The organism is Sporosarcina sp. Marseille-Q4943 (assembly GCF_943736995.1).
In the GTDB taxonomy this organism is placed as follows: Bacteria; Bacillota; Bacilli; order Bacillales_A; family Planococcaceae; genus Sporosarcina.
In genome coordinates this window covers 331,237-354,240 of sequence record NZ_CALSFT010000002.1, presented here as the reverse complement: position 1 = coordinate 354,240, position 23,004 = coordinate 331,237, and the positions used below count along the sequence as shown (strand labels likewise).

The window sequence follows — 23,004 nt, the reverse complement described above, 5'->3', positions numbered from 1 at the left end:
AACGTTATGAATATTGTAGTAGAAAATAGGTACTGTGTCGATGTTCTATTTATTAGTCTAAGTTATGAATGAGCATTCAGTCAATGGATATTTTTATTTAGTTGATACTTTTTAGAGAATTAAGGTTTGTTGGTAAGTGGTAGAAAAAAAGCCTCCGGTCATGTTTCATTCCGGAAGCTATCAATTACGCGTATCTTATATAGGTGTCCGCCTAGCAACTGGCGCGCTTTTTCGATGTTAAGGGCGTCAATTCCAAGGAGTACCGACGTTGAAGGACCCGCCGTTGAATGAATATCGACGTCCGTTTCAATCTCGATCTTCGAATCCCCCATCAACCTTCTATATTCAGCCAGAATCCCTTTCGATCCGACCGGCCAAAGCTGCTTGACGATGTCGTTGCCGATCGCTTCCTTGATTAACCGCAGCGAAGCAATTTCGTTGCACCTGTCAAGCACTTCATTCCCAATGAGCGGCGTGCCATATACATACCATTCCAGATCACCGATCTCCTCAACAGGCCGCTGCTTGCCGATCATCGTAACAGCGACGGCCGATTGCAGGAGCTCCATATTCGTTTCCGTGCTGCCCATGATTTTCGGTCTTTCCAAGTTTGATTCCCGGAAAACCTCTTTCACGCCAGCCACGTATGATGCCCAACTTTCCTCTCCGCTAAAATTATGAATGAGGACGGAAACCGGATCCGCATGCGCCGCCCACTGCTCGAGCAACGCGACACGTGCGGCGAAATACGCCGTCACCCGATCCGGAGCCGCGACGACATCTCGCAGCTTCTCCCCGATGCCACCTGAATTATCCGTCGTGACGACGAACCCATCGCCGAGCGCAATCGCATTCCTCATCGGACGAACCCAAATCTGCCGCCAGCAGCTTTCGCAAGGACCGGCATGACAACTGCCGCCACTATGGCGTTCACGATTGTAGCCAATAAAATCGCCGGCACCGCCCCAACAAAAAATGCGGGAGATACGAGGAAATAAAACGGCAACGGCGCAAGCAACCCGTTTGCAACGATGAAGAAGACCCATTTCAATACTTGATGTCCCGCTTTATGAAGACGCGCGAAACCATAAAGGATAATCATCATTTCAATCGCGATCAGGATGTGGAATGGACCAAGCGGAAAGCCCGCGTACATGGCGGACGCGAGATGTCCTGTCAACGATGCGGCTCCGACGAGGACGGGCGGCAAAAAAGATGCCGCAAGCAACGCCGGTACGGTATCGAGCGCCAACGAGCCGACGCCGGACGGGATTTTGATAAACCCGCCGACCGCGCAAAGGGCCGCGAACAACGCCGTCAGCGTTATTTTTCTCAGTTTCATCGTCAATCCTCTTTCTTTTCCGCTTTCCCTTTACCTGTCCGGAACACTTTCGCGCTGCGGACGTATTCATTATCCGGAACACCGAGCCGCGCGTTAACGATGCGAGCCGCGACGAAGAGATAGTCCGACAGACGGTTCAAGTACTTTTGGACAGTAGCCGGCACGTCTTCCTCCGCCTTCATCAACGTTACCGTCAACCGTTCCGCGCGTCGAGTAACCGTACGTGCAATATGCAATGTCGCAGCTGCTGGCGACCCGCCCGGCAAGATGAATTTCTCAAGCGGCGGCGCTTCTTCCATCAAGTCGTCAATACGCTTTTCGAGCACTTCAATCGGATCTTTGGAAAGCTTATAATGGCGCTCTTTCATCACATTCGCCAAATCCCCGCCACCGTCGAACAGCTCATTTTGAATCGCTTCGAGATCCGCTAGCAGATCCGCAAACTTTTCGCCTTCAATCTCCGTCATCGCCTTGCCGACGAACGAATTCAATTCGTCCATCGTCCCGTATGCTTCAACGCGGAGGCTGTCCTTGTCGACACGCCCTCCGATCAGGCTCGTCTGCCCTTTATCCCCTGTCTTTGTATAAATTTTCATATGATTTCTCCCCTTCTCTTCAATGTTTGTGCAAGTCCATACCAAATTCTCGTCACTTCATCCGCCTGCGCAATCAACTGCTGATACAGCCTGCCGCATGCATCGCGCAGCTTCCGCTGTTCCGCATCCATCGGCACGATGCCGCGTCCGATGTCGGTCAGGATGAAAATGACGTCCTTGCCTTCGATTTCTTTCTTAATAAATTCTACAGCGTCCGCTTCCGGCAGTTCCGTCCGTGCGAGCCAATGCTCGACACGGTCAACGACAACTTTGCACCCGGTCGGAATTTCCAAATCGCTGGCGGAACAATCCAACCAATATTGTGGTTCTTCCGCAAGCATCCTTTTCACATACTTCCTTTTCCCGTTATGAGCACCTCCGATAACGACACGCATCGTCCGCCCTCCTTCAATTCGTCATGATTGCGCCATTCGAGCTTCCAAATCGAGCCATGCGGAATTTGCCATGACCAGAAATCCTGCGGTTCTGGCGAATACCGGGTGAGCGCGATGCGGATCGGTCCGCCATGTGTGACGACGACAGCGCCATCCGGCAATGAAACCAATGCTTCCAGGAAACGCTGCTCCACGTCAGCCAAGCTTTCACCGCCGCGCGGAGCAAATGAATGCGGATTATCAATCCAATTCCGGTAGTCCTTATCCCATTCAAGGTCCGCATACGTTTTCCCTTCAAAATCGCCAAAATGGCATTCCCGCAATCTCGCATCCGGGTGATAGTCCACACAAGGAAATAACAGCGCCGCACTCTCCTTCGCGCGCCTCAAATCACTCCCGTACACGATTCTGCTAGCCGGCAGAGGCAATGCCCGAACCAAATCCGCGGCTGGCTCGATCGGCTCATCCGTCCACCCGATATATTTCTTCTCACGGTTTCCCACGGTCGGCAGATGCCGGATCAAATACAAATGATGATCGCTAGCCATAGCAACACCTCCGTCCCTTCGATGAACGCCCCGCATAAATCCCCCGAGACGCCACCGAAATGTTGTAATGACCAGCGTCGGAAAAGAAATGCCGCTGTTGCTACAACGCCGAGGAGCACAATCGGCACAAAGATGGAATGAAGGACTAAGCCAAGTGCCACAATTGTAGCTGCCCCTGTACCAATCGACCACGCAATCAACTTTCCCTTTGCAAGCTTTCCTTTGAAGAAATGCGCAATCCCTTTTTCCTTCGCAAGGCGCGTCGTTGAAAAATAAACGTTCATGCCTGCCCGGGCCAGTAACGGGACGGCAATGAATAAAAGGAGCAGCCCGTCGTTACGATGGAGCAATTCTTCGAACAAAGCGATTTTCACGACGATCAACAAGATGAGCGCCATCGTCCCGAACGCGCCGATACGCGGATCGTCCAGAATTTCAAGCCGCTTTTCCTTGTCGCGATACGAAAAAAACGCGTCTCCCATATCCGCAAATCCATCCATATGCAGGCCGCCCGTCAGAGCTACGCCGGCCACGACGATCGACACGGCCGCGAGCAGCGAGCCCGTGCCGATTCCATCCGTAAACAGCACTGCAACGCCGTACATCGCGAGCCCGATGAGCCCCCCGACGAATGGCAGCGCGATATACATCGCCGTCACATCTTTCCGTTCCATCGGCAGCTCTTTACGAATCGGGAAGGACGTGAAAAATTGAAGCGCGAGCAGCAATCCGTTCACGTCAGTCCACCTGCCCGGCGATGACCGACAGGACGAACGGCCAATCGATATGCGCCTTCACATGCGCTGCCCAAGCGTCGTACACATCCGTTCCAGTCGGCGCTTCCGACATCGGCCGGTCCATGTCTTCTTCTTCAATCCCGTGATTCAGCTTATGCGGAATGACCCCCGCCACGCGAATGCCTGTGTAGGACTCAATAAAGTCGACACCTTCCTGGAATAAAGCGGCGTCTCCGTGGAATTTATTGATGATGATCCCTTTCACGCGTGCCCGATGGTCCGGAGCGAGCAATTGAAGCGTCCCGACAATCGATGCAATTGCGCCGCCCCGGTCGATATCCGCGACGAGCAGCACAGGCACATCCGCCATGTCCGCAACCCGCATATTGACAATTTCTCGATCGTTCAAATTCACTTCGGCAGGGCTTCCCGCCCCTTCGATGACGACCGTATCAAACGACTCCGAAAGCTTATCAAGCGCCGTTCGGATAGCCTTCACACCACGGTCGAAAAACTGCTCCCGGTATTCCATCCCGTCGACCGCGTCAAATGTCTCCCCGAAAAACCGCACGTCAGCTTTTCGATGATCCAACGGTTTCAAAAGAATCGGGTTCATTTCAATGACCGGCTTCGTCCGCGCCGCCTCCGCCTGCAGAAACTGCGCCCGGCTCATCTCTTTCCCGTCTTCCGTCGTTGCGGAAAATCGCGACATGTTCTGCGACTTGAATGGGGCGACCCGCATCCCTTCGTTTGAAAGAAGCCTGCATAATGCGGTGCAGATCATCGTCTTTCCGACATCCGAAGCCGTTCCCATCACCATGATCCCTATCATTGCACAGTCACCCGCCCTTCCTTTTTCCAGTACAGCGGCAGCCCGTGATCCATTTCGATCGCATCGTCGCTTATGCCGACGAGCATTTGATGCAATTTGCCGATCCATTTGCAGTATCGCCGCGTCTCTTCATAATTTGAAACCGGTTCGTCCAGCACTTCATTCGAAACGATGGTGAAATGAACTGCTTTCTTTTGGATTGTGGCGACCGTTTCCATGAGTCGTGCTGCTTTCTCTTCCATGCATCCTTTTACGTGGATGCAGTATGTACCGTCTTGCTCGGTGTACAATTCATTCGCCAGCCAAGTCGTCAAGCAATCCCATAGGACGAAATCGTCTGGTTGAATGAACGGCAGCACTTCTTCTAGCTCGACCGGCTGCTCAATCGTTAGCCAAGCTGCATCTGCCCGGTCAAGCTTATGCTTTTCAATCCGTTGCTTCATTTCTTCATCAACGGCGCGGCCAGATGCGATATAGACGAGCCTGCCTTGAACGGCGGAAGCCCCCTCGACAAGCAGATTTTCCGCGAATGCGCTCTTCCCGCTTCGCACACCACCGCTAATGAACGTTAGTTTTCCACCCATGAAACCGGACCACCATTCTAGTTATTTTCCTTAGTTTGTTAACTGAATCGGCCGCGAGATATTTGCGAGAAGAACTTGGCAAGCCCGCCCACGGTTTAGTAGGAAGAGTTCTCGTTCAGCTCCGAAGAGTTCTCATTCTCCGTTAAAGTGTTCTCGTTACCTCTCAATAAGTTCTCGTTCTCATGCCACAAGTTCTCGTTTAGCCTTGAATAGTTCTCGTTTTCCACAGAAAAGTTCTCATAATCTCTTAAAGTTCTCATTCCAATGAAACGCTTGCTTCGTCATGACGATAATTATTTATTTCTGCGTCGCCCGCAAACCAATCCGCAAGCTCCCGCCGCAATTTTTCCATCTCCGCGCTGCTTTTCATCCCGATGCGCAACCACCGTCCGTCCATCCCCCGGAAATTTTCCGAATGGCGGAGGACGATGCCTTTCGCAAGCATTTCCTTGTACAGTTTCCCGGCATCTTCCGGTTTGAACGAAAGGAAATTCGCGACTGAATCAGTCACCGTGCAGCCAAACTCCTTCAAAAAAGCTGTCATTTTCTCTCGTTCCTCCCAGGCATGGCGGATCGCCGCTTCGCGGTATGCATCCTGCCCGAGGCACACCGCCCCGATTGCGGCCGCCATGCCGTTGACATTCCAATGCGGCGCCGTCGTTTTCAATGAAGAAATGACCTCGGGATGCGCGACTGTATACCCGAGGCGGATGCCCGGAATCGCATACATTTTCGTCATCGACCGGACGACGATGACGTGCGGAAATTCGTTTAATTCAGGAATGAAAGACTTGCTTTCATCTATGAAATCAATAAACGCTTCGTCGAGGACGACTTCACATCCAACCTTCCCCGCTTTACGGATAATCGCAAGCAGATCCTCACGCTCTGGCATGATGCCCGTCGGATTGTTCGGCGTGCATAGATATAAAACGGATGCCGCCGAAAGACGAGGCAATACCTCCTCAACCGGCAAGCGAAAGCCGTCCACTTCGGAAGCGATGATCCGTTCAATCTCAACTCCTTTCGCTCGCAACGTCGCTTCGTATTCCGAAAACGTCGGGTGGATGACGATTGCTCGCCTCCCCCGGTACCGCTCCGCTATGAACGACAAGATTTCTGCCGCACCATTGCCCGCAATCACCGACGTTTTCGAGACGCCGTGATAATCCGCCGCCTTCGATAAGAAAGGCTCGCCGCTCGGGTCCGGGTAGGCGTGTAATCGCGACAAAAGATCCGGCCACAACTCGACAACTGCCCGCGGAGGCCCCGCCGGATTGCAGTTTTCGCTGAAATCGAGGATCCGCGCGGGCAGGGTCATGCCTAGCTTTTCATAGACGTGCCGGGGATTCGCCCCATGTTCAGGCAATTGCATAGAAAATCACTCCTATGATGGTCATGAGCATCCAAAAGGCGAATGAAGCCATATGCATTTGGACAATCGTCAATTTAATATCCGCGGCTTGCAACGGCCGCAGTCCGGGGCCGATTTCCGGTCGCACCGATTCGGTTCCCCTATATGTACTTTTGCCACCTAATGTGACGCCGAGCTGCCACGCGGTTGCTGCTTCGAGAAATCCGCTGTTCGGGCTCGGGTGGTTCCTGGCGTCTTTGCTCCAGCCGACGAACCGCTTCCCAAGAGGGATTCCGCCTTCATTCTTCATGAAAACGAGGATAAGGAAGCCGGTAATCCTTGCGGGAATGAAGTTCAACACATCATCAGCGCGTGCGGAAAACTTGCCGAACTCACGGTAGCGGTCATCTTTGTAGCCGATCATCGAGTCGAGCGTGTTGACGGCTTTATACATCCATAATCCTGGCGCACCGAAGAGGAAAGCCCAGAACAACGGCGACGTAATGCCGTCGGCTGTATTTTCCGATACCGTTTCGATCGCGCCACGGGCAATCCCGCCTTCTTGCAGTGTGTCGGTGTCGCGGCCGACAATCCACGAAAGCTTTTTCCGTGCTTCCTCGAGATCGTCAGCTGCTAGCGGCTCGTACACATCGAGTGCAGCGTCCCGCAAGCTTTTCTGGGCGAGCCCGATGGCGATGAGGATGGCTTCGACGACAATTCCGACAGCGATATGTAGTTGGTAGGCAGACCAGACGATAGCGAGAACAATCGCCGTAACGATGAAAACGACGATGAACAGCATCCCTGCGCCTTTCAGTACGCGGGCGCGCCCGTTGTTTAGGACCGCGGTACATTTCGAGATAAGAGTACCGATCCATCGCACGGGATGCGGCCAGTTCGGGGGATCCCCGATGGCGCGGTCGAGGATGAACCCGATCGCGATTGCCATGAAATGGGCCTGCATTACGACGTCCAGCCTTTCGCTTCTTTATAGGCGCGGATCGCGCGGACGGTGCAGTCGTAAACGCCGTGGCCGATCAGTTTGCCGAGGGGGGTGATCGGGCCCGCGTATGGCAAGTGCTCCCCTTCTTGCGTCGCTGCAACCAAAAGGCTGTCGGTCGATGTGCCGGTCGCGATCGTGCCGGTGAGCGGATCTTTGACGTTTTCGGTTTGGAGCGCTTTCGTTTTCGCCTCGGTTGCGGTGATCATCGCCTGGATGAACGCCTCTTCAGGCAAATGGCCGTTGACGATGACCCATGTGTTGATCGTGCCGACGCGTTGTTCGCGGTCAAGTGCTCGCGAGACGTCGACGGCATTACCGACGCCCGCTGTCACCATGACGAGGACGGAGCCAAAATCGCCTTCGTATTCGCCGATTTCCGCATGCTCGGTCGTGACGGCGGTCATCATCCCGACGGTGTCTGAAAGTGTATAGCCTTGTTGTTCGAGGTAGGCGGACATTTCCGCTTGGACGTCGTCACAGTTATAGTTTTCGTCGACGTGGCGGTTGACAAATACGCGGTACCAGCCGAGCCCTGCGTTCACGACGGCGGATGAGACGGTTTTCAATGGTTGGTTGACCTGTATTGAAACGCGTTCCGCAGTGACGGTGAAGTGTCCTTTATTGACCGTGAACGGTTTGCTTTCCTCTATTTTTTGAGGGAGAAGCGTCATTTGCGGCTTCGGCAGTTCTGGATGCGGCTGCGTTTTGACGCGCGCATTGTACACTTTGCCGATCGTCGACTCGCGGATGACGTCCTGCGGGTCGCCGATCATGGCGACCTCCCCTTTTTCCATGAGGAGCAGCCGGTCGCAGTAGAGCGAGGCGAGGTTGACGTCATGGAAGACGGAGATGACGGTGACGCCTTTTTCGATGGCATGGTTGCGGATCGTGTCGAGCAATTGTTGCTGGTGGGCGATGTCGAGATGGTTCGTCGGTTCGTCGAGCAGGAGGATCGGTGCCTCTTGCGCGAGCGCCTGCGCGACGAAAACTCGTTGCTGTTCGCCTCCCGACAGCAGTTCGATCGCCGTATCTTTGTAGCGGGTGACGCCGGTGTAGGCAAGCGCCTCCGTCACCGCCCGCTCGTCTGCATCGGACCAGGACGAAAAAAGCCCGGTCTGGTGCGGGTATCTGCCGAGTGCGACGGTGTCTTTCACGGTATGGGAGAAGGCGTGCGCATGGAGCTGCGGAAGGACCGCGACCTTTTTTGCGAACTGCTTTTGGGAATAAGCTTTAGCGTCCTCCCCGTCGATCCGGACGGTCCCCTGTTGGGCCGGCAAGATGCCTGAGATGATTTTCAGCAGCGTCGATTTGCCGCTGCCGTTCGGGCCGAGGATGCCGAGGACTTCGCCTTTATTCACACGGAATGAAATGTTTTTGACGATCGGCTCTTTGCCGTAGCCGCCTGTGAGGTTGTCGACTTGCAGCATATTACATGGCCCCTTTCCTTCTCTGTCTGTAGAAGATGTACGCGAACACCGGCGCACCGATGAACGCCGTAATGACGCCGACCGGAAGTTCCGAAGGCGAGATGATCGTCCGGGCGATGAGGTCGCAAATGATAAGCAATGACGCGCCGTTCATGAATGATAACGTAAGCAAATGCCGGTGGTCAGCCCCCCACAGGAGGCGTGTCATATGCGGGACGACGAGGCCGACGAAGCCGATTGTTCCGGATACGGCGACAGCGGACCCTGTTAGGATCGAGCCACCGATGAGAATCATGAACTTGCGGCGTTTGACGTTGACACCTAAATGATGGGCGCGTTCTTCACCGAACAGCATCGCGTTCAGTTCCCTCCGGTTCATCCAGAGAATGAAGGATCCGATGACAACGAACGGCAGCACCATAATAATATAATTCCAGCCGCGCATCGAGACGCTGCCGAGCAGCCAGCCGATGATCTGCCGCAGTTCCTCTCCGGTGAGCGCGATCATGAGCGACAGGACCGAGCCAAGAAACGATCCGAAGATGATTCCGGTAAGGATGATTGTCTCCATTTTCATTGAACGGTCGACGAGCCTTGCGAAGCCGATGACGAGGAACATCGTCAAGGCAGCCCCCGTCATGCTGAAAACAGGCAATGTGTATGTGCCTAGTATTGGAATCGATAAACCGAAAAAGAGTGTCACGACAGCACCCACCGAGGCGCCGGATGACACTCCGAGTGTGTAAGGATCAGCGAGCGGATTTTTCAGCAATCCTTGGAAGGCGGCCCCTGATATGGCGAGTGCCGCGCCGACAAGCCCTGCTAAAATGACGCGGGGCATCCGAATTTTCCACAAGATGTTAGAAGCGGTCGTATCCGACGAATCCCAAAACGTACTGATCGGAATTTTGACGGTTCCAATCGAAACACCGAGCCATACCGCCACTAGAAGCGTGGCGGCGGACACGATGTAGGCGAGTGTTGCTTTATTCACCAAACGCCTCCGGATAGATGGCTTTTGCGACTTCTTCCAGGCCGATTGCGAGACGTGGACCTGTGCGGCTCGTTATGTCTTCATCGACTTGGACGACCGCATCTTCTTTGACGGCAGTGATGTCACCGAAACCGTCCCGTTTTTTCACACTCTCAACAATGTCAGGCACGTAGCTGTACATGATGAGGATGACGTCAGGGTTCTGGCTCACGATTTCCTCCGGGCTGATCATCGCCCAGCCTTCTTCCGTCACGATATTTTCAGCGCCGATCATATCAAGCATTTCCTGCATGAATGTATTTTTGCCCGGTGCATAAATTTCTGGCGCATCCGAGTTTTCTATGAGTACGCGTTTTTTATTCTCGACAGTTGCTGTTTTCGCGAGAACTTCTTCGACTTTCGCTTTCATGTCCTCGATGATTGCAGCGGCTTCTTCCGTCTTGCCAGTCGCCTTGCCGATCGTTTCAATCGTTTCGTACGTCTCTTCGAAATCCGCCGCATTTTTCACGACGAATACATTGATTCCCGCGTCGCGGAGCTGTTGCAAGCCCTCGTCGCTAATGCCGAGCATCGATTCATGCGCGAACACGATATCCGGTGTCATCGAGACGATCTTTTCGACATTGAATTCCTGTCCGCCGATTTTCTCTTTCTCCAATGCTTCTTCCGGATAATTGTCCCAATCGTTGACGCCGACAATTTCGTCATTCAGGCCGAGCGCGAACAGGATTTCCGTGTTGCTCGGAATCATGGAGACGATTGTTTCAGGGGCTTTTTCGAGTGTAATGTCATTGCCGACCGCGTCTTTGAGCGTGAGCGGGAATGCCGCTTCCGTCGTTTCTTCTTTCTGTGTATTTTCTGTTGCTGGTTTGTTGTCTTTCTCCGCGTTTTCCGTGCCGCATGCCGCGAGCAGGAACGTCGCCAGGATTGCTGTTAGCCAAAGCTGCCACATCTTCTTCATTCCGATTTCCTCCTGTTTGTTCCAAATAAAAATCCCCCGTTTTGTGGACGGAGGAATGTGTTTAGTAAAAATACAGCAACAGAAAAGCGCTGATTTCCACCAAACCTATCCTCGTAGGGTACGGGTGACTCATGAAGGCAGGTCTCCTGGCTTGTGCTCATCGCGTACCGCGCCTTCCCGGAATAACTTCCAGTGGCAACTTGCGGATTGCGAGCACTTACAGTGGCGGGACCGCGCCGGAATCGAACCGGCTTCCCTTTTAACCCCAGCGTTGACGGCGGGGCACCTTCATGTTTGGTTATGTAATTGTTATTCGCATTAATTATACTATAGATTTGTGCGATGTCGAGAGGGTGCATTTTCGGGTTTATGCGTAATTATTAGGATTTATGCGTCATTCATAGCTTTTATGCTTCTTTCCGGGAATTTATGAGTATTTCACAGCTTTTATGCGTATATGCGCACAAAAACGCCCCTCCAAATTCGGAGGGGCGTTTCATTATTACATTCTTTCCGGTGCGGCAACGCCGATGAGTTTCAGTGCGTTGGCGATTGTCGTGCGTGTTGCTGTAATCAATGCGAGACGTGCTTCGGACAGGTCGCGATTGTCCGGGTCGAGCACTTTTTCGGCGTTGTAGAAGCTGTGGAATTCTGCGGCCAGCTCCTGGATGTAGTTTGTAATCCGGTGCGGCGAGCGGAGTCTTGCCGAATCGCTGACGGCGCGCGGGAAGTCGCCGATTTTCTTCAGCAATGACAATTCCTTTTCCGTCTGCAATAGCTCTACATGATCCGTCGATGCTGCAAGGTTCGCTTCATCCGCTTGACGGAGAATCGATGAAATACGTGCGTGCGCGTATTGCGAATAATAAACCGGGTTTTCATTGGATTGTGAAATGGCTAAATCCAAATCGAAGTCCATTTGTGAATCGGCAGAGCGCATCGCGAAGAAATAACGGACTGCGTCCAATCCGACTTCTTCGACGAGCTCGCGCAACGTAACCGCTTTTCCGGTACGCTTGCTCATTTTGAACTTCTCGCCGTCTTTGTACAGTTGCACCATTTGGGCAACTTCCACTTCAAGCGTGTCGCGATCGTAGCCAAGCGCCTCGATCGCCGCTTTCATCCGCGGAATGTAGCCATGGTGGTCGGCTCCCCAAATGTTGATGAGTTTGTCGAAGCCGCGGCGGAGCTTGTCTTCGTGGTATGCGATATCCGGCGTCAAATATGTGTATGTGCCGTCATTTTTAATGAGGACGCGGTCTTTATCGTCCCCGAACGTCGTCGAGCGGAACCACGTCGCGCCGTCCTCTTCGAATACATGTCCGTTCGCGCGCAATTTATCGAGCGCGATGCCGATTTTGCCGTCCGTATAGAGCGACGTTTCCGAGAACCAATTATCGAACGGTACGCGGAAATCTTCCAAGTCCTTCTTCAGTTTCGCCAATTCGAATTCCAGTCCGTATGTCCTGAAAAAGTCCTGACGCTCCTTTTCAGGGACATTCACGTACTGATCGCCAAATTCCTCGGCAAGCTTTTCGCCAATATCGATGATGTCCTGTCCATGGTAGCCATCCTCCGGCATTTCCTTTTCAAGACCCAATGCTTGGAAGTATCGCGCCTCGACTGAAAGGGCCAAGTTATTCACTTGATTGCCCGCGTCATTGATGTAATATTCCCGTGATACGTCAAAGCCGGCAAAATCGAGGATATTGCACAGTGAATCACCGATTGATGCACCGCGCGCATGCCCTAAATGCAAGTCGCCTGTCGGATTTGCCGAGACGAATTCGACTTGGACCTTTAAATTCTCGCCATACGTTGAACGACCGTAATCGGCTCCTTGGGCAAGCACCGTTTTGACGACTTCCCCTAAATAATCGCTTTTCAGCTTGATGTTGATGAACCCTGGTCCCGCAATCTCCAATGAGTTGATGGAAGTCGAAGACGTGTCCAATTTCTCAAGGATCGCTTCCGCAATGGCACGAGGCGGCTTTTTCGCGATTTTCGTCAATTGCATCGCGATATTCGTTGCATAGTCCCCGTTCTCTTTGTTTTTCGGCGTTTCGAGGATGATATCCGGCATTACGGATTCCTCCGCCAGTCCCGAAGCGAGCACCGCTTCGCGGAATGCGTCTTTTATTTCCTGTTGGATCTTTTCAACTGCGTTCATTTTTGTCCCTCCGTATATGTAATCGTCAATTCGTGTCTGCCAAGCAATGCGCCTTCCGCATGCAGCTCATAGTGCGCCGTAAATTTGTCCGCCCCGACTTCCAGCTTCGTCGTCTTCACGAGGAGATCGAAAGTTGCCGGACCGTTGCCGTACGTGCCCGGTCGCATTTCGTCGAGCGAGAACGGCAAGCGCATTTGAACCGCTCCGTTCCGCATGATCAATGCGTCTCCCTCTTCCAGCTTCACCATCGTCCGCACTTGTTCACCGTTCAAATCTTCCACAAATCGCAAATAAGTCTTTCCCGCTTTTTCAATCAATGTACCCGAAGCTTCCAGTTCATGCTTGTCCGCAGCTTGGCCAACATGCCGGATCGTTGATTGCAGCCGGACATCGACGATTTGTCCATCCTTATTTGATTCCACTCTTGCACCGCCCTTGACGTTCAAAATATCTATTCATTATATCGTTTTTCTCGCTACTATTCCAATACATCGTGAATTGTCGGAATCAAATCTATGTTTTTATCGAATTCCCGTTTAATCTGTCCGCGCCTGTTCCATACTGACTGGAAAGAACGGTGGGAGAAGGGATTGTATGAGACGAGTCGATTATATAAAGAAAAAGAAAAGGAAAAACTTCACTCGACGGATCGGCCTGCTGATTGTAACGGCGCTGACGGCTTTTTTCACTATGTTTCTATGCCTTCGCCTTTATGCGCAAATTACGGGCGCCCCTTCGTTGAGCGTGCCGAAAGCGAGCGTGTTCCTCGATAAAAACGGACGGCAGATCGGCGACAAGTTTTCCGCGGAGCGTCGGTATTGGGTAGGTTTAGATGAAATTTCCCCGTTCCTCATCGATGCGGTCATCGCGACGGAGGACCGCAATTTTTATGAGCATAACGGGTTTGATTACAAACGGATTGCCGGGGCTGTTTTGAAAGACGTGAAGACGATGCGGAAAGCGGAAGGCGCGAGCTCCATCACTATGCAGTATGCCCGGAATTTGTTTTTGACACATGAAAAATCGTGGAACCGGAAAATAAAAGAATCTCTCATTGCGTATCGATTGGAAACTTTTTACGACAAGGATGTCATTTTGGAAGGCTATTTGAATACGATCTATTTCGGACATGGAATGTATGGTGTCGAGGCGGCGAGCAGATTTTATTTCGCAAAGTCGGCTGGGGATTTGACACTTGAAGAGGCCGCGGTCATTACAGCGATTGCGAAAGGGCCATCCGTTTACGACCCGTTGGATAATCCGGAGCGTTCCCGAAATCGCCAATTGCTGATCCTCTCCCTCATGGAGGACCAGGGTTTCATTACCGAAGTACAGCGGCAGCGCGCGGTGGACGTGGCGGTGACACTGAAGACCGAGGACTGGAAGGACATGAAGCGGGTCGCCCCATACTTTTTGGATGAAGTGTGGCGGGAAGCGGAGCAGATTTTGAATAAAAAAGGGCGCTATCCTGCGGAAGGCGGCTGGACGATCCGGACGACGCTCGACCCGCATCACCAGCAGACGGCGGAGGAATACATCAATAAATGGATGCCGGATAGCGGGCTGCAAGTCGGCTTCATGTCGATGGAACCTGAAACCGGGGCGATCACTTCGCTCGTCGGAGGAATTGATTACAGAGAGAGCCCTTTCAACCGGGTGACGCAGGCGAAACGGCAGCCGGGGTCCGCGATGAAGCCGATTTTGTACGCGGCGGCGCTCGAAGAAGGCTATAATCCGCTCACGTTCCTATCGACGGAACGGACGATCTTCACGTATGACGAAGGCCGCTCGACGTATGAGCCGAAAAACATTAACGGCAAGTTTGCGGGACATCCGATCTCCCTAGCGCAGGCAATCGCCATTTCGGATAATATTTACGCCGTGAAGACACTTGAGGATATCGGATATAAAAAGTTCAATAAAATGGCGGAACGGCTCGGGCTTGACGTTAAGTTCCAAGAATCGCCAGCTGTCGCTTTGGGCACTTCGACCGTTACGTTGCTGGAAATGACAAACGCGTATAACCGGCTTTCGTCAGGCGGATTGGAAGTGGAACCAACGACGATCCTTTCGATCACGGACGCGGATGGGAAAACAGTGTACGAACAGCCGAAGAAGAGCACGAAACGGGTCATCACCGAACAGGATGCATTCGTGCTCACCCATTTGCTGACAGGTATGTTCGACCCGGTTTTCAACGATTACTCCATCTCGACGGGGTTGTCGATGCGCTCGAAGCAAAAACGGCCGTACGCCGCAAAATCGGGCACAACCATTTCCGACCAATACTTGATCGGCTACACCCCTTCGCTTACAGCGGGAATCTGGACGGGCTATGACGTCGGCCAGCAATTGACGGAGCCTGAAGACAAGGCCGCCTCGAAGAAAATTTGGATCGACTTCATGGAGACCGTCCACGCAGGCAAAACGCCGGAGCCGTTCATCCCTCCGAAAGGCGTGAGCGGCGTCATCGTCGACGTCGAAACCGGCGGCATCGCAGTCAACGAATGCCCGAAGCAGCGGCTCATGTATTTGAAGGAGAAAGACATGCCGCAAAAGCTGTGCACCGACAAAAACTTGCGTGAACAGCGAAACGGCGAAGATGACGACTCCGGCACATTCGAACTGTTCCCGTTCTCTTTCTTTGAGTAAACAAAAGCGAAAGCCGTTACAGAGAACGGCTTTTGCGAGCACAAGCGAAGCGTTGCGAGCACAATATGGTCTGGTGCTCGCCTAGAAGCGACAGGCATAAGGCAGATCTGCGAAACGGCGTACTTTGCCGTGCAGCGGAGCTGACTTATGACCCCGAGCTTCTGGCGCCCGGAGTCTAGACGATAAAGGATGTTGGAAATCAAAAAAGCTTTGCCCTTCTGAATTGAATCAGTGGGGCAAAGCTTTTTTACCGTCGAATGCGGTCTGCCAAATGATGGAACAATGCTTGGGTTGTGTTGAACCAGCAATTGACAGATGGCGCACTTTCCGGTTGTCCTAGCTTACAATCGCAAGCTGTAATTTCAGTGTACTTCCTTTTTCGTAGACATTCAACCTCCGAAGTGGCAGAGGTCACCAAGTTTCACAGTTTGTTCATAATTGCGGCGATTCGGTGCCGAGATCGATACGCAATTTCGGTTCGCTGCGCTCCCACATTTCCTTGTTGTGAGTTGAAAGGAAGTCTGCGAGGATCTGTTTCGACTTGTCGTCCATATGATCAACGATAATATTCCGTTTCATCGATTTGTCCATTTTATTCACATGATCCGCAAGAACCTTGTACCCTCTGCGCTTTTCACGGTTTACGATCATTTCACATGCAGTGACACCTGCATAATAAGGGCCTTCCTGCTGGAAATCGATTGTCACCCAGACGAGCCAGTACGGTTTCCCGCCTTCGGAGTCTTCGCGGTTCGTCGTGAACTTCACACCGCGCTCCGTGTCGCTGCGGGCATGCATCGCCCCAATTTCGATGCGCGCTTCCCCTTCTTCGATATCGATGATGACCGGCGAGACGTTTTCCAATGACAATGCCCCGATTCCGAATCCTCCGTGTCCATCGGTCGGATCATCTTTTATAATGGTGAATCCCATTTTCCGTTTCGGTTTCTGCTCATTCGTCATTTCTATAACCCCTCCCATTCTGCTATTATATACACTATACCTAAATATGAGCGAAAGGGGGAACTAGTATGCCAATCGTAACCGTAAAAATGATTGAAGGCCGCACGGACGAGCAGAAGCGCAATCTCTGTGAAAAAGTATCTGCAGTCGTCGCTGAAACGACGGGTGCTCCTATTCAAAACGTTTCTGTCATCATTGAAGAAATGTCGAAAAACCATTATGCAACCGGAGGCAAGCGCCTTAGCGATGCTGAATGATTAAGTGATGCGAGAATCTTAATTCTCGCATCGTTTTTTTGTTTGGAGGAAGGCTTGCTTTGAGCGCGGATGACTCCTCTTTGAGCGCGGTTGGCTCCTCTTTGAGCGCGGGGTGGCTTGCTTTGAGCGTGGATGGCTCCTTTTTGAGCGCGCGGCGACTTGCTTTGAGCGCGGATGGATCCTCTTTGAGCGTGGGGTGGCTTGCTTTGGGCGTGGATGGCTCCTCTTTGAGCACGCGGCGGCTTGCTTTGAGCGCGGATGGCTCCTCTTTGAGCGCGCAGCGGCTTGCATTGGACGCGCGGGCAATCACTTTGGACGCGCGAGCAATCACTTTGGACGCGGTACCTTCCATGACGCGATTCCAACAAAAAAACCCCCTCGTCAAAAGGGGATTTTCGTCACTTATACTATGACCGAACACGCCTGCAGTTCTGCAATAAAATCAAATGCTGCCTGCATTTCGTCCTCGGTGAAATTCAGTTTATTTTTCACAATATGCACTTTCGCAACTTGCTCGTCCTTCGGCAGATAATCGAAATAGAGCAACGTCGATACGAGCTCCAGGAATCTTGAGCTTTTTCCGTTCAGCCGATCAATGCAGTCCGCAAGTTTTTCATGCGCCGCTGCAGCCGTTTCGAGGAATCGCCCGCCTTCTTCCGTCACGTTGTAGCTGTATTGGACGTACGATCCCTTGTCCGTGCAGCTCTCCGACAGGAAGCCCATTTCGCAAAGCTCCTCGACCCGGAGTGTCAATTCCTCCGAATAAGGGCCGTACATATGCAACTCGTATTTTTCAGCGAAAGGGAAATCCATCTTTTTCGCGATATAGATCATCTTCTGCAGTTTCTTCCGCCCGCGAACTTCTTCTGCCATGGAAATGAATTGCACAATCCTAGCATGTTCCTGCAACAACTTACTCACCTCTTAACATTCGTAAAATCTTTTCATAAAGCGGATTTCCCTCTGACTCTAAAACATCTTGGGGGAAATATATTTTATGGTCGGTACGCCGTTTGCCTGAAATGGCATCGACGATTTCCGATGAACGCGACAACTCGCTCAGCTCGCCATTCGACAGTTGCAAATAGATCGGCACGCGCTCATTTTCTTCGCCGGGCCGGTAAAAATCATACGGCAGATCTGAAGAGGAATCCGTAACGAGATAATATTCCGGATCGATGCCCGCTTCCTTGAACAGCTTTTCAAGCTCGCCGATTTTCCGATATTCCGACGCCGGGTCGAACTCGGCATATTGGAACAGTCTCCGGTTGAGGAAACGGTCGCACAAGTCCGCTAATATAACATCCTCTTCTTTGCGCCACCATTGGAAATACGTCATGAGCACGCCTTCGTCCAATGAGAGGTACTCCTCGAGGCCGAATGTGCGATCGAAGAACGACTTGAAGTGGACAGGCTCATACTTGAACGGATAACTAGTATTATGTAGATATTTAGCACGGTGAAGGATTTTCATGAGGATGACTTCAGCACTACGCGAGACTGGGTGGAAATAGACTTGCCAATACATTTGGTATCGGCTCATAATATAATCTTCCACTGCGTGCATTCCGCTAAACTTGATAACTACTTGCTCCTCGGCCGGCCGCATGACGCGCAAAATCCGCTCCATATCGAAATGGCCGTAGGAAACGCCTGTATAATACGCATCCCGTTGCAAATAATCCATCCGGTCGGCATCGATCTGGCTGGAAATGAGGCTGACGACAAGCTTGTCCGGGTATGTTTTCCCGATGACATCGGCCACTTGCTGTGGAAAATTGGACGAGACGCGGCGAAGGACTTGATTCACTTCCGTCTCTCCTGTTAAAATCGCCTGCGTAAACTTTTCGTGGTCGAGCGCAAACACTTTTTCGAATGCATGCGAAAATGGACCGTGGCCGAGATCGTGCAACAAAGCCGCGCATAGCGTCAACAACCGTTCTTCATCGTTCCATTCGGCACGTCCGCTAAATCCGTCGTCAATGATCCGCCTTACAATTTCATAGACGCCGAGCGAGTGTTGGAAGCGGCTATGTTCCGCCCCATGGAAAACGAGATACGTCGTCCCGAGCTGGCGAATCCTGCGAAGTCGCTGGAATTCCCGCGTCCCGATGACGTCCCATATGACTTTGTCGCGCACATGGATATACCGGTGGACCGGATCCTTGAATACTTTCTCTTCGAAAAGTTTTTCGTTTTTATAGTCCATCGCGCACCTCCGTCGACGCATTTTAATTAAGTATATCAAAATCTGAGCGAGAGAAAAGAATGGTTTTCATAAAAATGATTGCAATTATTTTGACCTACGTTCAAGTTTGGATGAATAAAAGGCTTGAACACTGTACACACTGACCGTAAGAAAGAGACTATGAACATGGCAGGAGGCAAGGAGATGGTGAAAGTTAGACAGGATGCTTGGCTTGAGGAAAATGATATTTTATTAGCCGAGACGGTGCTACGGCACGTCCGGGAAGGCAGTACACAGCTAAGCGCGTTCGAAGAGGTTGGCGATAAGCTTAACAGGACCGCGGCCGCGTGCGGTTTCAGATGGAATGCAGTCGTCCGACGCGATTACGAAAAAGAGCTGGCAGAGGCGAAAAAAGAACGGAAGCAGGCTATGCGAGTTTTAGGCGCGGACTTTAAACGACGCAGCCAGCAATTATACAATCCTGCGCAAGGTGTTGACCAGGATGAAAAGACTGCTGTTCCACTATCCGCTTTATCGCTTGATACAATCATTGCTTATTTGATTCGTTTACACCATACAGGCGCAGGCGATTCCGAATCACTCAGATGGAAGCACACTGCTAAAATGGCAAACGACAAAATCGAGTCTCTCGAAAAAGAGATCGAGAAATTGCAGCAGGAGAATAAAACCCTCCGGAACGACTACGAACAATTCGTACAAATCATGAACCGGGCACGCCGCCTCGTCACATTGGAAGACGAAAACGAACGCACGGCCCCCGTCTTCAAGATGGAGCGGAACGGAAATCTCGTATCCAAAGAACCGCCGATCAATCACTGATCCGGCGTTTTTTTTCTTTGGACAACTCTTGAATTGTCAAAGGCATTCAGCACGACATACAGTACTTCATTCACGCATAAAAGCCGCGAAAAACGCATAACTTCAAACAATTGCGCATAAATCATCCCAAAAACTCATAAACGTAGATTTTCACGCATATTCCTCTAGAAATACGCATAAATGAATTTTCCCACGCATAAAACGCCATAAAAGCTCATAAATCAATTTCCCGACGCTGTAAGTGACCTCTCGCAAGCATTTTCTGATTGCGCTCGACGACCCGATTCAAATAAAACAAATAAAGCTCCATCTCTTCAGGCGTAAAGCCGCCCGTCTGGACTTCCTCCTCGGATAGCGCACGAAGCAGCAGCTGAACGCGGATGCCCACCTCTCCAACCGTCTGCGGTTCGCCGATCAGCTCCGACAGCGATGCCATCACTTCCGGGCGAATTTCCGGATAGGCGAACTTCGTCTCCTCTCCTTGCAAACCGACTTCATATAAATCGCGAATGAGGCGAGCGCGCTCGGCACCGCTGCCTTCCACGCACAAGTACACTTGGACCGCGACGCCTTGGCGCAAACGACGCTGCGAAATCCCCGCAAACTTCCTGCCGCCGATGCTCAAGTCGTACGAGCCCGGACAGTAGGAACCGACAATTTCATACGCCTCGATCTGCTCCGCGACTTCCGGGAACAGCATGCGGACAAATTCCACCATCGCCTCATACCCTTCCGGAATATCGATGGACCCTTCCTGCTCGGAAAGGACGATGGAAATATTGAGCACACCCTCATCCAAAACGACCGCGAGACCGCCTGAATTCCGGACGATCGCCTTATAGCCGGCTTCTTGGAACATCGGCAACGCCTTTTCGATATGCGGAAGCCGGTGATCCTGGATGCCGAGGACGACCGTTTCGTCATGCACCCATGTGCGGACGGTCGGCACCGACATTTTCTGACCGACGAGATGGCAGAGTGTATCGTCCATCGCGAAGGACTCCAATGCAGAACGGTTTTTGGCGGTTATTGATTCGTCTATGAAACGCCATTGGGGAAGTTGTAAATTGGACATATCTATATCTCCTGATGATCTTTTTGCTTTCGTTTTTTTCCGATATAAGCATACACCAGTTCCGCGGGCGGGAACAGTCATTCATTCTTGTCAAATGTATGACTTCTATGCGCAATAACCGTGTTTTCGATTCGTTTATGCTACACTAAGGGTAGAATCACATCACGTTTAAAGGAGTTTGAATTCATATGAACGAAGCAGCTATTACACTCGATGGTTGGTATGTGCTACATGATTTGCGCTCGATGGATTGGGCGTCCTGGAAGTTGATTTCAAAAGAGGAACGCCAGGCAGCTATCGACGAATTCATGGCTTATTTGGATAAACTTCAGCAAGCGGATGACGCGAAGACGGGCAGCCATGCGTTTTACACGGTCGTCGGGCAGAAAGCGGATTTCATGCTCATGATCTTGCGTCCGACTATCGACGAACTGCAGGAGCTCGAGGCTGAATTCAATAAATTGACGATTGCGGATTATACGATTCCGGCTTATTCCTATGTATCTGTCGTAGAGTTGTCCAACTACCTTGCGGGCGAGTCGGATGAAGATCCGTACCAAAATCCGTACGTGCGTGGACGTCTATATCCGGAGCTGCCTCGCAATCAATACATCTGCTTCTACCCGATGGACAAGAAGCGCGATGGCGAAGACAACTGGTATATGCTCAGCATGGACAAGCGCAAGGAATTGATGCGCAGCCACGGAATGATCGGCCGCGGATACGCAGGCAAAGTGAAACAGATCATTTCCGGCTCCGTCGGTTTCGACGATTTCGAATGGGGCGTAACATTGTTCTCGGATGATGTGCTCCAGTTCAAGAAGTTAGTATACGAGATGCGCTTCGATGAAGTGAGCGCGCGTTACGGCGTATTCGGTTCGTTCTTCATCGGAACGATTCTGGATGGCGAGAAGAAGCAGTCGTTTTTCACAGTTTAAATTGAACAGAGCCTCTTTTGAGAGGCTCTGTTTTGATTTATGCGTAATTGTAGGCGTTTATGAGCTTTTGGAGGGATTTATGCGTACATATTCGGCGTTATGCGTATATCTATCGATTTATGCGTGAATATCCGGATTTATGCGCTTCTGCAGCGATTTATGCGTATTTCGCACACTATATTATTCCAGGAAGTTCGAGACGACTTCCATGAACAGGCGAGGCTGTTCTACGTTTGGCGCGTGGCCCGATAACTTGAATTCCAGGAAGGCACCAGCTGGAATGAGCCCGGCCGTCTCTTTTCCGTAATCGGGCGGATTCAGTCCGTCGTGCAAACCGCCAATGACGAGCGTCTCGGCACTGATCCGATGCAGATCGTCCCGGAAATCGAACCCTTCCAACGCTTTCGAAGCAATCGCTTGTTCATGCAACGTCAATTGTTCACTGTTTTCAGCCGTTTCGTGGAGCCATTTTCCAACAGCCTTCTGATTGTGGAACATGTATTTCGAGGCGGCGACCATTTTATCGATTGGCGTCATGCCTTTCATTTCATCGGCATACCGCTCGAAAAGCTCTTCCATGGAAGCCTGCTTCCCATGGGATTTCGTCGCGACAAGCACGAGCTTCTTCACCCGGTCGCCCAATTCGATGGCGACGCCCTGCGCTATGTAACTCCCCATCGACACACCGATCATGTAAAATGAATCCAGTCCAAGATGATCGACGAGGGCAATGACATCACGTATATGATCGTCCAATTCATAGTGCGGCGGCTTCCCTGAATTCCCATGTCCGCGGGCGTCAGGTGCGATGACCCGGTAGCTCTCTTTGAACTGGTCAATTTCATGCCGGAACATCTCGCTGTTGCTCGTCAAACCGTGCAACAACACAAGCGGAAAGCCCTCACCTTCCTCCTGGTAATAAATCTCTGTCCCATTCGAGTTGAATGTTGGCATCCTACCACTCCTCTGCAAAACACTTTGCTTATCCATACCCCAAATTCGTTTTTTCAATAAAGAGCCCGTTTTTTTGCCAAAAGCATTCAGCGCGACAAGCCGCACTTCATTCACGCATAAGTTCCGCGAAAAACTCATAACGCCAAATATGTACGCATAAATATCTACATTTACGCATAAACGTAAATTTCCGC

25 protein-coding genes and 1 riboswitch are annotated in these 23,004 nt (G+C 51.7%); of the genes, 4 read left to right on the top strand and 21 right to left on the bottom strand.

All coding sequences use genetic code 11. The features are described 5' to 3' along the window. Nucleotides 1-158: 158 nt before the first annotated feature. The 15 genes from NIT04_RS01840 to NIT04_RS01770 all read right to left on the bottom strand — a co-directional run bounded on the left by NIT04_RS01840 (nt 159) and on the right by NIT04_RS01770 (nt 13,365). Complete coding sequence (locus NIT04_RS01840; RefSeq protein WP_252501908.1) at nt 159-860, bottom strand: hypothetical protein; 702 nt, start codon at nt 858-860, stop codon at nt 159-161. After that, complete coding sequence (locus tag NIT04_RS01835; RefSeq protein WP_252501907.1) at nt 857-1,342, bottom strand: ECF transporter S component; 486 nt, start codon at nt 1,340-1,342, stop codon at nt 857-859. The genes NIT04_RS01840 and NIT04_RS01835 overlap by 4 nt, the downstream gene beginning before the upstream one ends. 2 nt (nt 1,343-1,344) lie before the next feature. After that, entirely contained in the window at nt 1,345-1,938 is a 594-nt protein-coding gene (locus NIT04_RS01830; protein WP_252501906.1) for a cob(I)yrinic acid a,c-diamide adenosyltransferase, read from the bottom strand. Then, entirely contained in the window at nt 1,935-2,333 is a 399-nt protein-coding gene (locus tag NIT04_RS01825; RefSeq protein ID WP_252501905.1) for a bifunctional adenosylcobinamide kinase/adenosylcobinamide-phosphate guanylyltransferase, read from the bottom strand. The genes NIT04_RS01830 and NIT04_RS01825 overlap by 4 nt, the downstream gene beginning before the upstream one ends. Continuing rightward, the gene (locus NIT04_RS01820) at nt 2,285-2,881 is read right to left on the bottom strand and encodes a histidine phosphatase family protein (RefSeq protein ID WP_252501904.1); all 597 of its coding nucleotides are present in this window, start codon (nt 2,879-2,881) and stop codon (nt 2,285-2,287) included. The genes NIT04_RS01825 and NIT04_RS01820 overlap by 49 nt, the downstream gene beginning before the upstream one ends. Next, nucleotides 2,854-3,618 carry an adenosylcobinamide-GDP ribazoletransferase gene (gene cobS, locus NIT04_RS01815; RefSeq protein WP_252501903.1) on the bottom strand — a complete coding sequence of 255 codons (765 nt, stop codon included), beginning with the start codon at nt 3,616-3,618 and terminating at the stop codon, nt 2,854-2,856. Before cobS ends, NIT04_RS01820 begins: the two co-directional genes overlap by 28 nt. A 1-nt stretch (nt 3,619) precedes the next feature. After that, nucleotides 3,620-4,450 carry a cobyric acid synthase gene (locus NIT04_RS01810; protein WP_252501902.1) on the bottom strand — a complete coding sequence of 277 codons (831 nt, stop codon included), beginning with the start codon at nt 4,448-4,450 and terminating at the stop codon, nt 3,620-3,622. After that, a complete protein-coding gene (locus NIT04_RS01805; RefSeq protein ID WP_252501901.1) occupies nt 4,447-5,034 on the bottom strand; it encodes a bifunctional adenosylcobinamide kinase/adenosylcobinamide-phosphate guanylyltransferase in 588 nt (195 codons plus the stop codon). Before NIT04_RS01805 ends, NIT04_RS01810 begins: the two co-directional genes overlap by 4 nt. 256 nt (nt 5,035-5,290) lie before the next feature. Beyond that, nucleotides 5,291-6,409 (bottom strand): threonine-phosphate decarboxylase CobD, encoded by a 1,119-nt coding sequence (gene cobD, locus NIT04_RS01800; protein WP_252501900.1) that lies wholly within the window; start codon nt 6,407-6,409, stop codon nt 5,291-5,293. After that, a complete protein-coding gene (gene cbiB, locus NIT04_RS01795; RefSeq protein WP_252501899.1) occupies nt 6,396-7,352 on the bottom strand; it encodes an adenosylcobinamide-phosphate synthase CbiB in 957 nt (318 codons plus the stop codon). The genes cobD and cbiB overlap by 14 nt, the downstream gene beginning before the upstream one ends. Then, complete coding sequence (locus NIT04_RS01790) at nt 7,352-8,818, bottom strand: adenosylcobinamide amidohydrolase (protein ID WP_252501898.1); 1,467 nt, start codon at nt 8,816-8,818, stop codon at nt 7,352-7,354. Before NIT04_RS01790 ends, cbiB begins: the two co-directional genes overlap by 1 nt. Before the next feature lies 1 nt (nt 8,819). Continuing rightward, on the bottom strand, nt 8,820-9,812 hold the full coding sequence (locus NIT04_RS01785) for an iron ABC transporter permease (RefSeq protein WP_252501897.1): 993 nt from the start codon (nt 9,810-9,812) through the stop codon (nt 8,820-8,822). Further along, complete coding sequence (locus NIT04_RS01780; protein ID WP_252501896.1) at nt 9,805-10,773, bottom strand: ABC transporter substrate-binding protein; 969 nt, start codon at nt 10,771-10,773, stop codon at nt 9,805-9,807. Before NIT04_RS01780 ends, NIT04_RS01785 begins: the two co-directional genes overlap by 8 nt. A 118-nt stretch (nt 10,774-10,891) precedes the next feature. Beyond that, a riboswitch (cobalamin riboswitch) is annotated at nt 10,892-11,078 on the bottom strand. Nucleotides 11,079-11,275: 197 nt separating this feature from the next. Then, a complete protein-coding gene (gene argS / locus NIT04_RS01775) occupies nt 11,276-12,943 on the bottom strand; it encodes an arginine--tRNA ligase (RefSeq protein WP_252501895.1) in 1,668 nt (555 codons plus the stop codon). Beyond that, entirely contained in the window at nt 12,940-13,365 is a 426-nt protein-coding gene (locus NIT04_RS01770; RefSeq protein WP_252501894.1) for a DUF1934 domain-containing protein, read from the bottom strand. Before NIT04_RS01770 ends, argS begins: the two co-directional genes overlap by 4 nt. A 172-nt stretch (nt 13,366-13,537) precedes the next feature. Between NIT04_RS01770 and NIT04_RS01765 the strand changes: the two genes are divergently transcribed. Continuing rightward, nucleotides 13,538-15,595 (top strand): transglycosylase domain-containing protein, encoded by a 2,058-nt coding sequence (locus NIT04_RS01765; RefSeq protein ID WP_252501893.1) that lies wholly within the window; start codon nt 13,538-13,540, stop codon nt 15,593-15,595. A gap of 432 nt (nt 15,596-16,027) precedes the next feature. Here NIT04_RS01765 and NIT04_RS01760 read toward each other — a convergent pair whose 3' ends face one another. After that, entirely contained in the window at nt 16,028-16,558 is a 531-nt protein-coding gene (locus NIT04_RS01760) for a YwhD family protein (protein ID WP_252501892.1), read from the bottom strand. 68 nt (nt 16,559-16,626) lie between these two features. On the opposite strand from NIT04_RS01760, the gene NIT04_RS01755 reads away from it, so the two are divergent. After that, nucleotides 16,627-16,815 (top strand): 2-hydroxymuconate tautomerase, encoded by a 189-nt coding sequence (locus NIT04_RS01755; RefSeq protein WP_252501891.1) that lies wholly within the window; start codon nt 16,627-16,629, stop codon nt 16,813-16,815. Here NIT04_RS01755 and NIT04_RS01750 read toward each other — a convergent pair. The 3 genes from NIT04_RS01750 to NIT04_RS01740 are packed head-to-tail and all read right to left on the bottom strand — an operon-like array spanning nt 16,799 to nt 19,024. Beyond that, nucleotides 16,799-17,167, bottom strand: a complete 369-nt coding sequence (locus NIT04_RS01750; protein ID WP_252501890.1) for a hypothetical protein — start codon at nt 17,165-17,167, stop codon at nt 16,799-16,801. The genes NIT04_RS01755 and NIT04_RS01750 overlap by 17 nt on opposite strands. 50 nt (nt 17,168-17,217) lie before the next feature. Further along, nucleotides 17,218-17,727 (bottom strand): YwgA family protein, encoded by a 510-nt coding sequence (locus NIT04_RS01745; RefSeq protein ID WP_252501889.1) that lies wholly within the window; start codon nt 17,725-17,727, stop codon nt 17,218-17,220. A 1-nt stretch (nt 17,728) separates the two neighbouring features. After that, nucleotides 17,729-19,024: an HD domain-containing protein gene (locus tag NIT04_RS01740; RefSeq protein WP_252501888.1), complete on the bottom strand. Its 1,296-nt coding sequence runs from the start codon at nt 19,022-19,024 to the stop codon at nt 17,729-17,731. Between the two features lie 183 nt (nt 19,025-19,207). Here NIT04_RS01740 and NIT04_RS01735 point away from each other — a divergent pair, with 183 nt between their 5' ends. After that, complete coding sequence (locus NIT04_RS01735; protein ID WP_252501887.1) at nt 19,208-19,843, top strand: RsfA family transcriptional regulator; 636 nt, start codon at nt 19,208-19,210, stop codon at nt 19,841-19,843. 214 nt (nt 19,844-20,057) lie between these two features. Here NIT04_RS01735 and NIT04_RS01730 read toward each other — a convergent pair whose 3' ends face one another. Then, entirely contained in the window at nt 20,058-20,918 is an 861-nt protein-coding gene (locus tag NIT04_RS01730; RefSeq protein WP_252501886.1) for a lipoate--protein ligase family protein, read from the bottom strand. A gap of 188 nt (nt 20,919-21,106) precedes the next feature. Here NIT04_RS01730 and hemQ point away from each other — a divergent pair, with 188 nt between their 5' ends. Beyond that, nucleotides 21,107-21,856: a hydrogen peroxide-dependent heme synthase gene (gene hemQ / locus NIT04_RS01725; protein ID WP_252501885.1), complete on the top strand. Its 750-nt coding sequence runs from the start codon at nt 21,107-21,109 to the stop codon at nt 21,854-21,856. A gap of 180 nt (nt 21,857-22,036) precedes the next feature. Here the strand turns inward: hemQ and NIT04_RS01720 are convergent, their stop codons facing one another. Then, nucleotides 22,037-22,810: an alpha/beta fold hydrolase gene (locus NIT04_RS01720; RefSeq protein ID WP_252501884.1), complete on the bottom strand. Its 774-nt coding sequence runs from the start codon at nt 22,808-22,810 to the stop codon at nt 22,037-22,039. Between the last annotated feature and the right edge of the window lie 194 nt (nt 22,811-23,004).

What these genes read in the sequence shown, in the direction of transcription:
- NIT04_RS01840 (WP_252501908.1), bottom strand. Translation starts at nt 860, where the DNA reads ATGAGGAATGCGATTGCGCTCGGCGATGGGTTCGTCGTCACGACGGAT.
- NIT04_RS01835 (WP_252501907.1), bottom strand. Translation starts at nt 1,342, where the DNA reads ATGAAACTGAGAAAAATAACGCTGACGGCGTTGTTCGCGGCCCTTTGC.
- NIT04_RS01830 (WP_252501906.1), bottom strand. Translation starts at nt 1,938, where the DNA reads ATGAAAATTTATACAAAGACAGGGGATAAAGGGCAGACGAGCCTGATC.
- NIT04_RS01825 (WP_252501905.1), bottom strand. Translation starts at nt 2,333, where the DNA reads ATGCGTGTCGTTATCGGAGGTGCTCATAACGGGAAAAGGAAGTATGTG.
- NIT04_RS01820 (WP_252501904.1), bottom strand. Translation starts at nt 2,881, where the DNA reads ATGGCTAGCGATCATCATTTGTATTTGATCCGGCATCTGCCGACCGTG.
- NIT04_RS01810 (WP_252501902.1), bottom strand. Translation starts at nt 4,450, where the DNA reads ATGATAGGGATCATGGTGATGGGAACGGCTTCGGATGTCGGAAAGACG.
- NIT04_RS01805 (WP_252501901.1), bottom strand. Translation starts at nt 5,034, where the DNA reads ATGGGTGGAAAACTAACGTTCATTAGCGGTGGTGTGCGAAGCGGGAAG.
- cobD (WP_252501900.1), bottom strand. Translation starts at nt 6,409, where the DNA reads ATGCAATTGCCTGAACATGGGGCGAATCCCCGGCACGTCTATGAAAAG.
- cbiB (WP_252501899.1), bottom strand. Translation starts at nt 7,352, where the DNA reads ATGCAGGCCCATTTCATGGCAATCGCGATCGGGTTCATCCTCGACCGC.
- NIT04_RS01790 (WP_252501898.1), bottom strand. Translation starts at nt 8,818, where the DNA reads ATGCTGCAAGTCGACAACCTCACAGGCGGCTACGGCAAAGAGCCGATC.
- NIT04_RS01780 (WP_252501896.1), bottom strand. Translation starts at nt 10,773, where the DNA reads ATGAAGAAGATGTGGCAGCTTTGGCTAACAGCAATCCTGGCGACGTTC.
- argS (WP_252501895.1), bottom strand. Translation starts at nt 12,943, where the DNA reads ATGAACGCAGTTGAAAAGATCCAACAGGAAATAAAAGACGCATTCCGC.
- NIT04_RS01765 (WP_252501893.1), top strand. Translation starts at nt 13,538, where the DNA reads ATGAGACGAGTCGATTATATAAAGAAAAAGAAAAGGAAAAACTTCACT.
- NIT04_RS01760 (WP_252501892.1), bottom strand. Translation starts at nt 16,558, where the DNA reads ATGACGAATGAGCAGAAACCGAAACGGAAAATGGGATTCACCATTATA.
- NIT04_RS01755 (WP_252501891.1), top strand. Translation starts at nt 16,627, where the DNA reads ATGCCAATCGTAACCGTAAAAATGATTGAAGGCCGCACGGACGAGCAG.
- NIT04_RS01750 (WP_252501890.1), bottom strand. Translation starts at nt 17,167, where the DNA reads ATGGAAGGTACCGCGTCCAAAGTGATTGCTCGCGCGTCCAAAGTGATT.
- NIT04_RS01740 (WP_252501888.1), bottom strand. Translation starts at nt 19,024, where the DNA reads ATGGACTATAAAAACGAAAAACTTTTCGAAGAGAAAGTATTCAAGGAT.
- NIT04_RS01735 (WP_252501887.1), top strand. Translation starts at nt 19,208, where the DNA reads ATGGTGAAAGTTAGACAGGATGCTTGGCTTGAGGAAAATGATATTTTA.
- NIT04_RS01730 (WP_252501886.1), bottom strand. Translation starts at nt 20,918, where the DNA reads ATGTCCAATTTACAACTTCCCCAATGGCGTTTCATAGACGAATCAATA.
- hemQ (WP_252501885.1), top strand. Translation starts at nt 21,107, where the DNA reads ATGAACGAAGCAGCTATTACACTCGATGGTTGGTATGTGCTACATGAT.
- NIT04_RS01720 (WP_252501884.1), bottom strand. Translation starts at nt 22,810, where the DNA reads ATGCCAACATTCAACTCGAATGGGACAGAGATTTATTACCAGGAGGAA.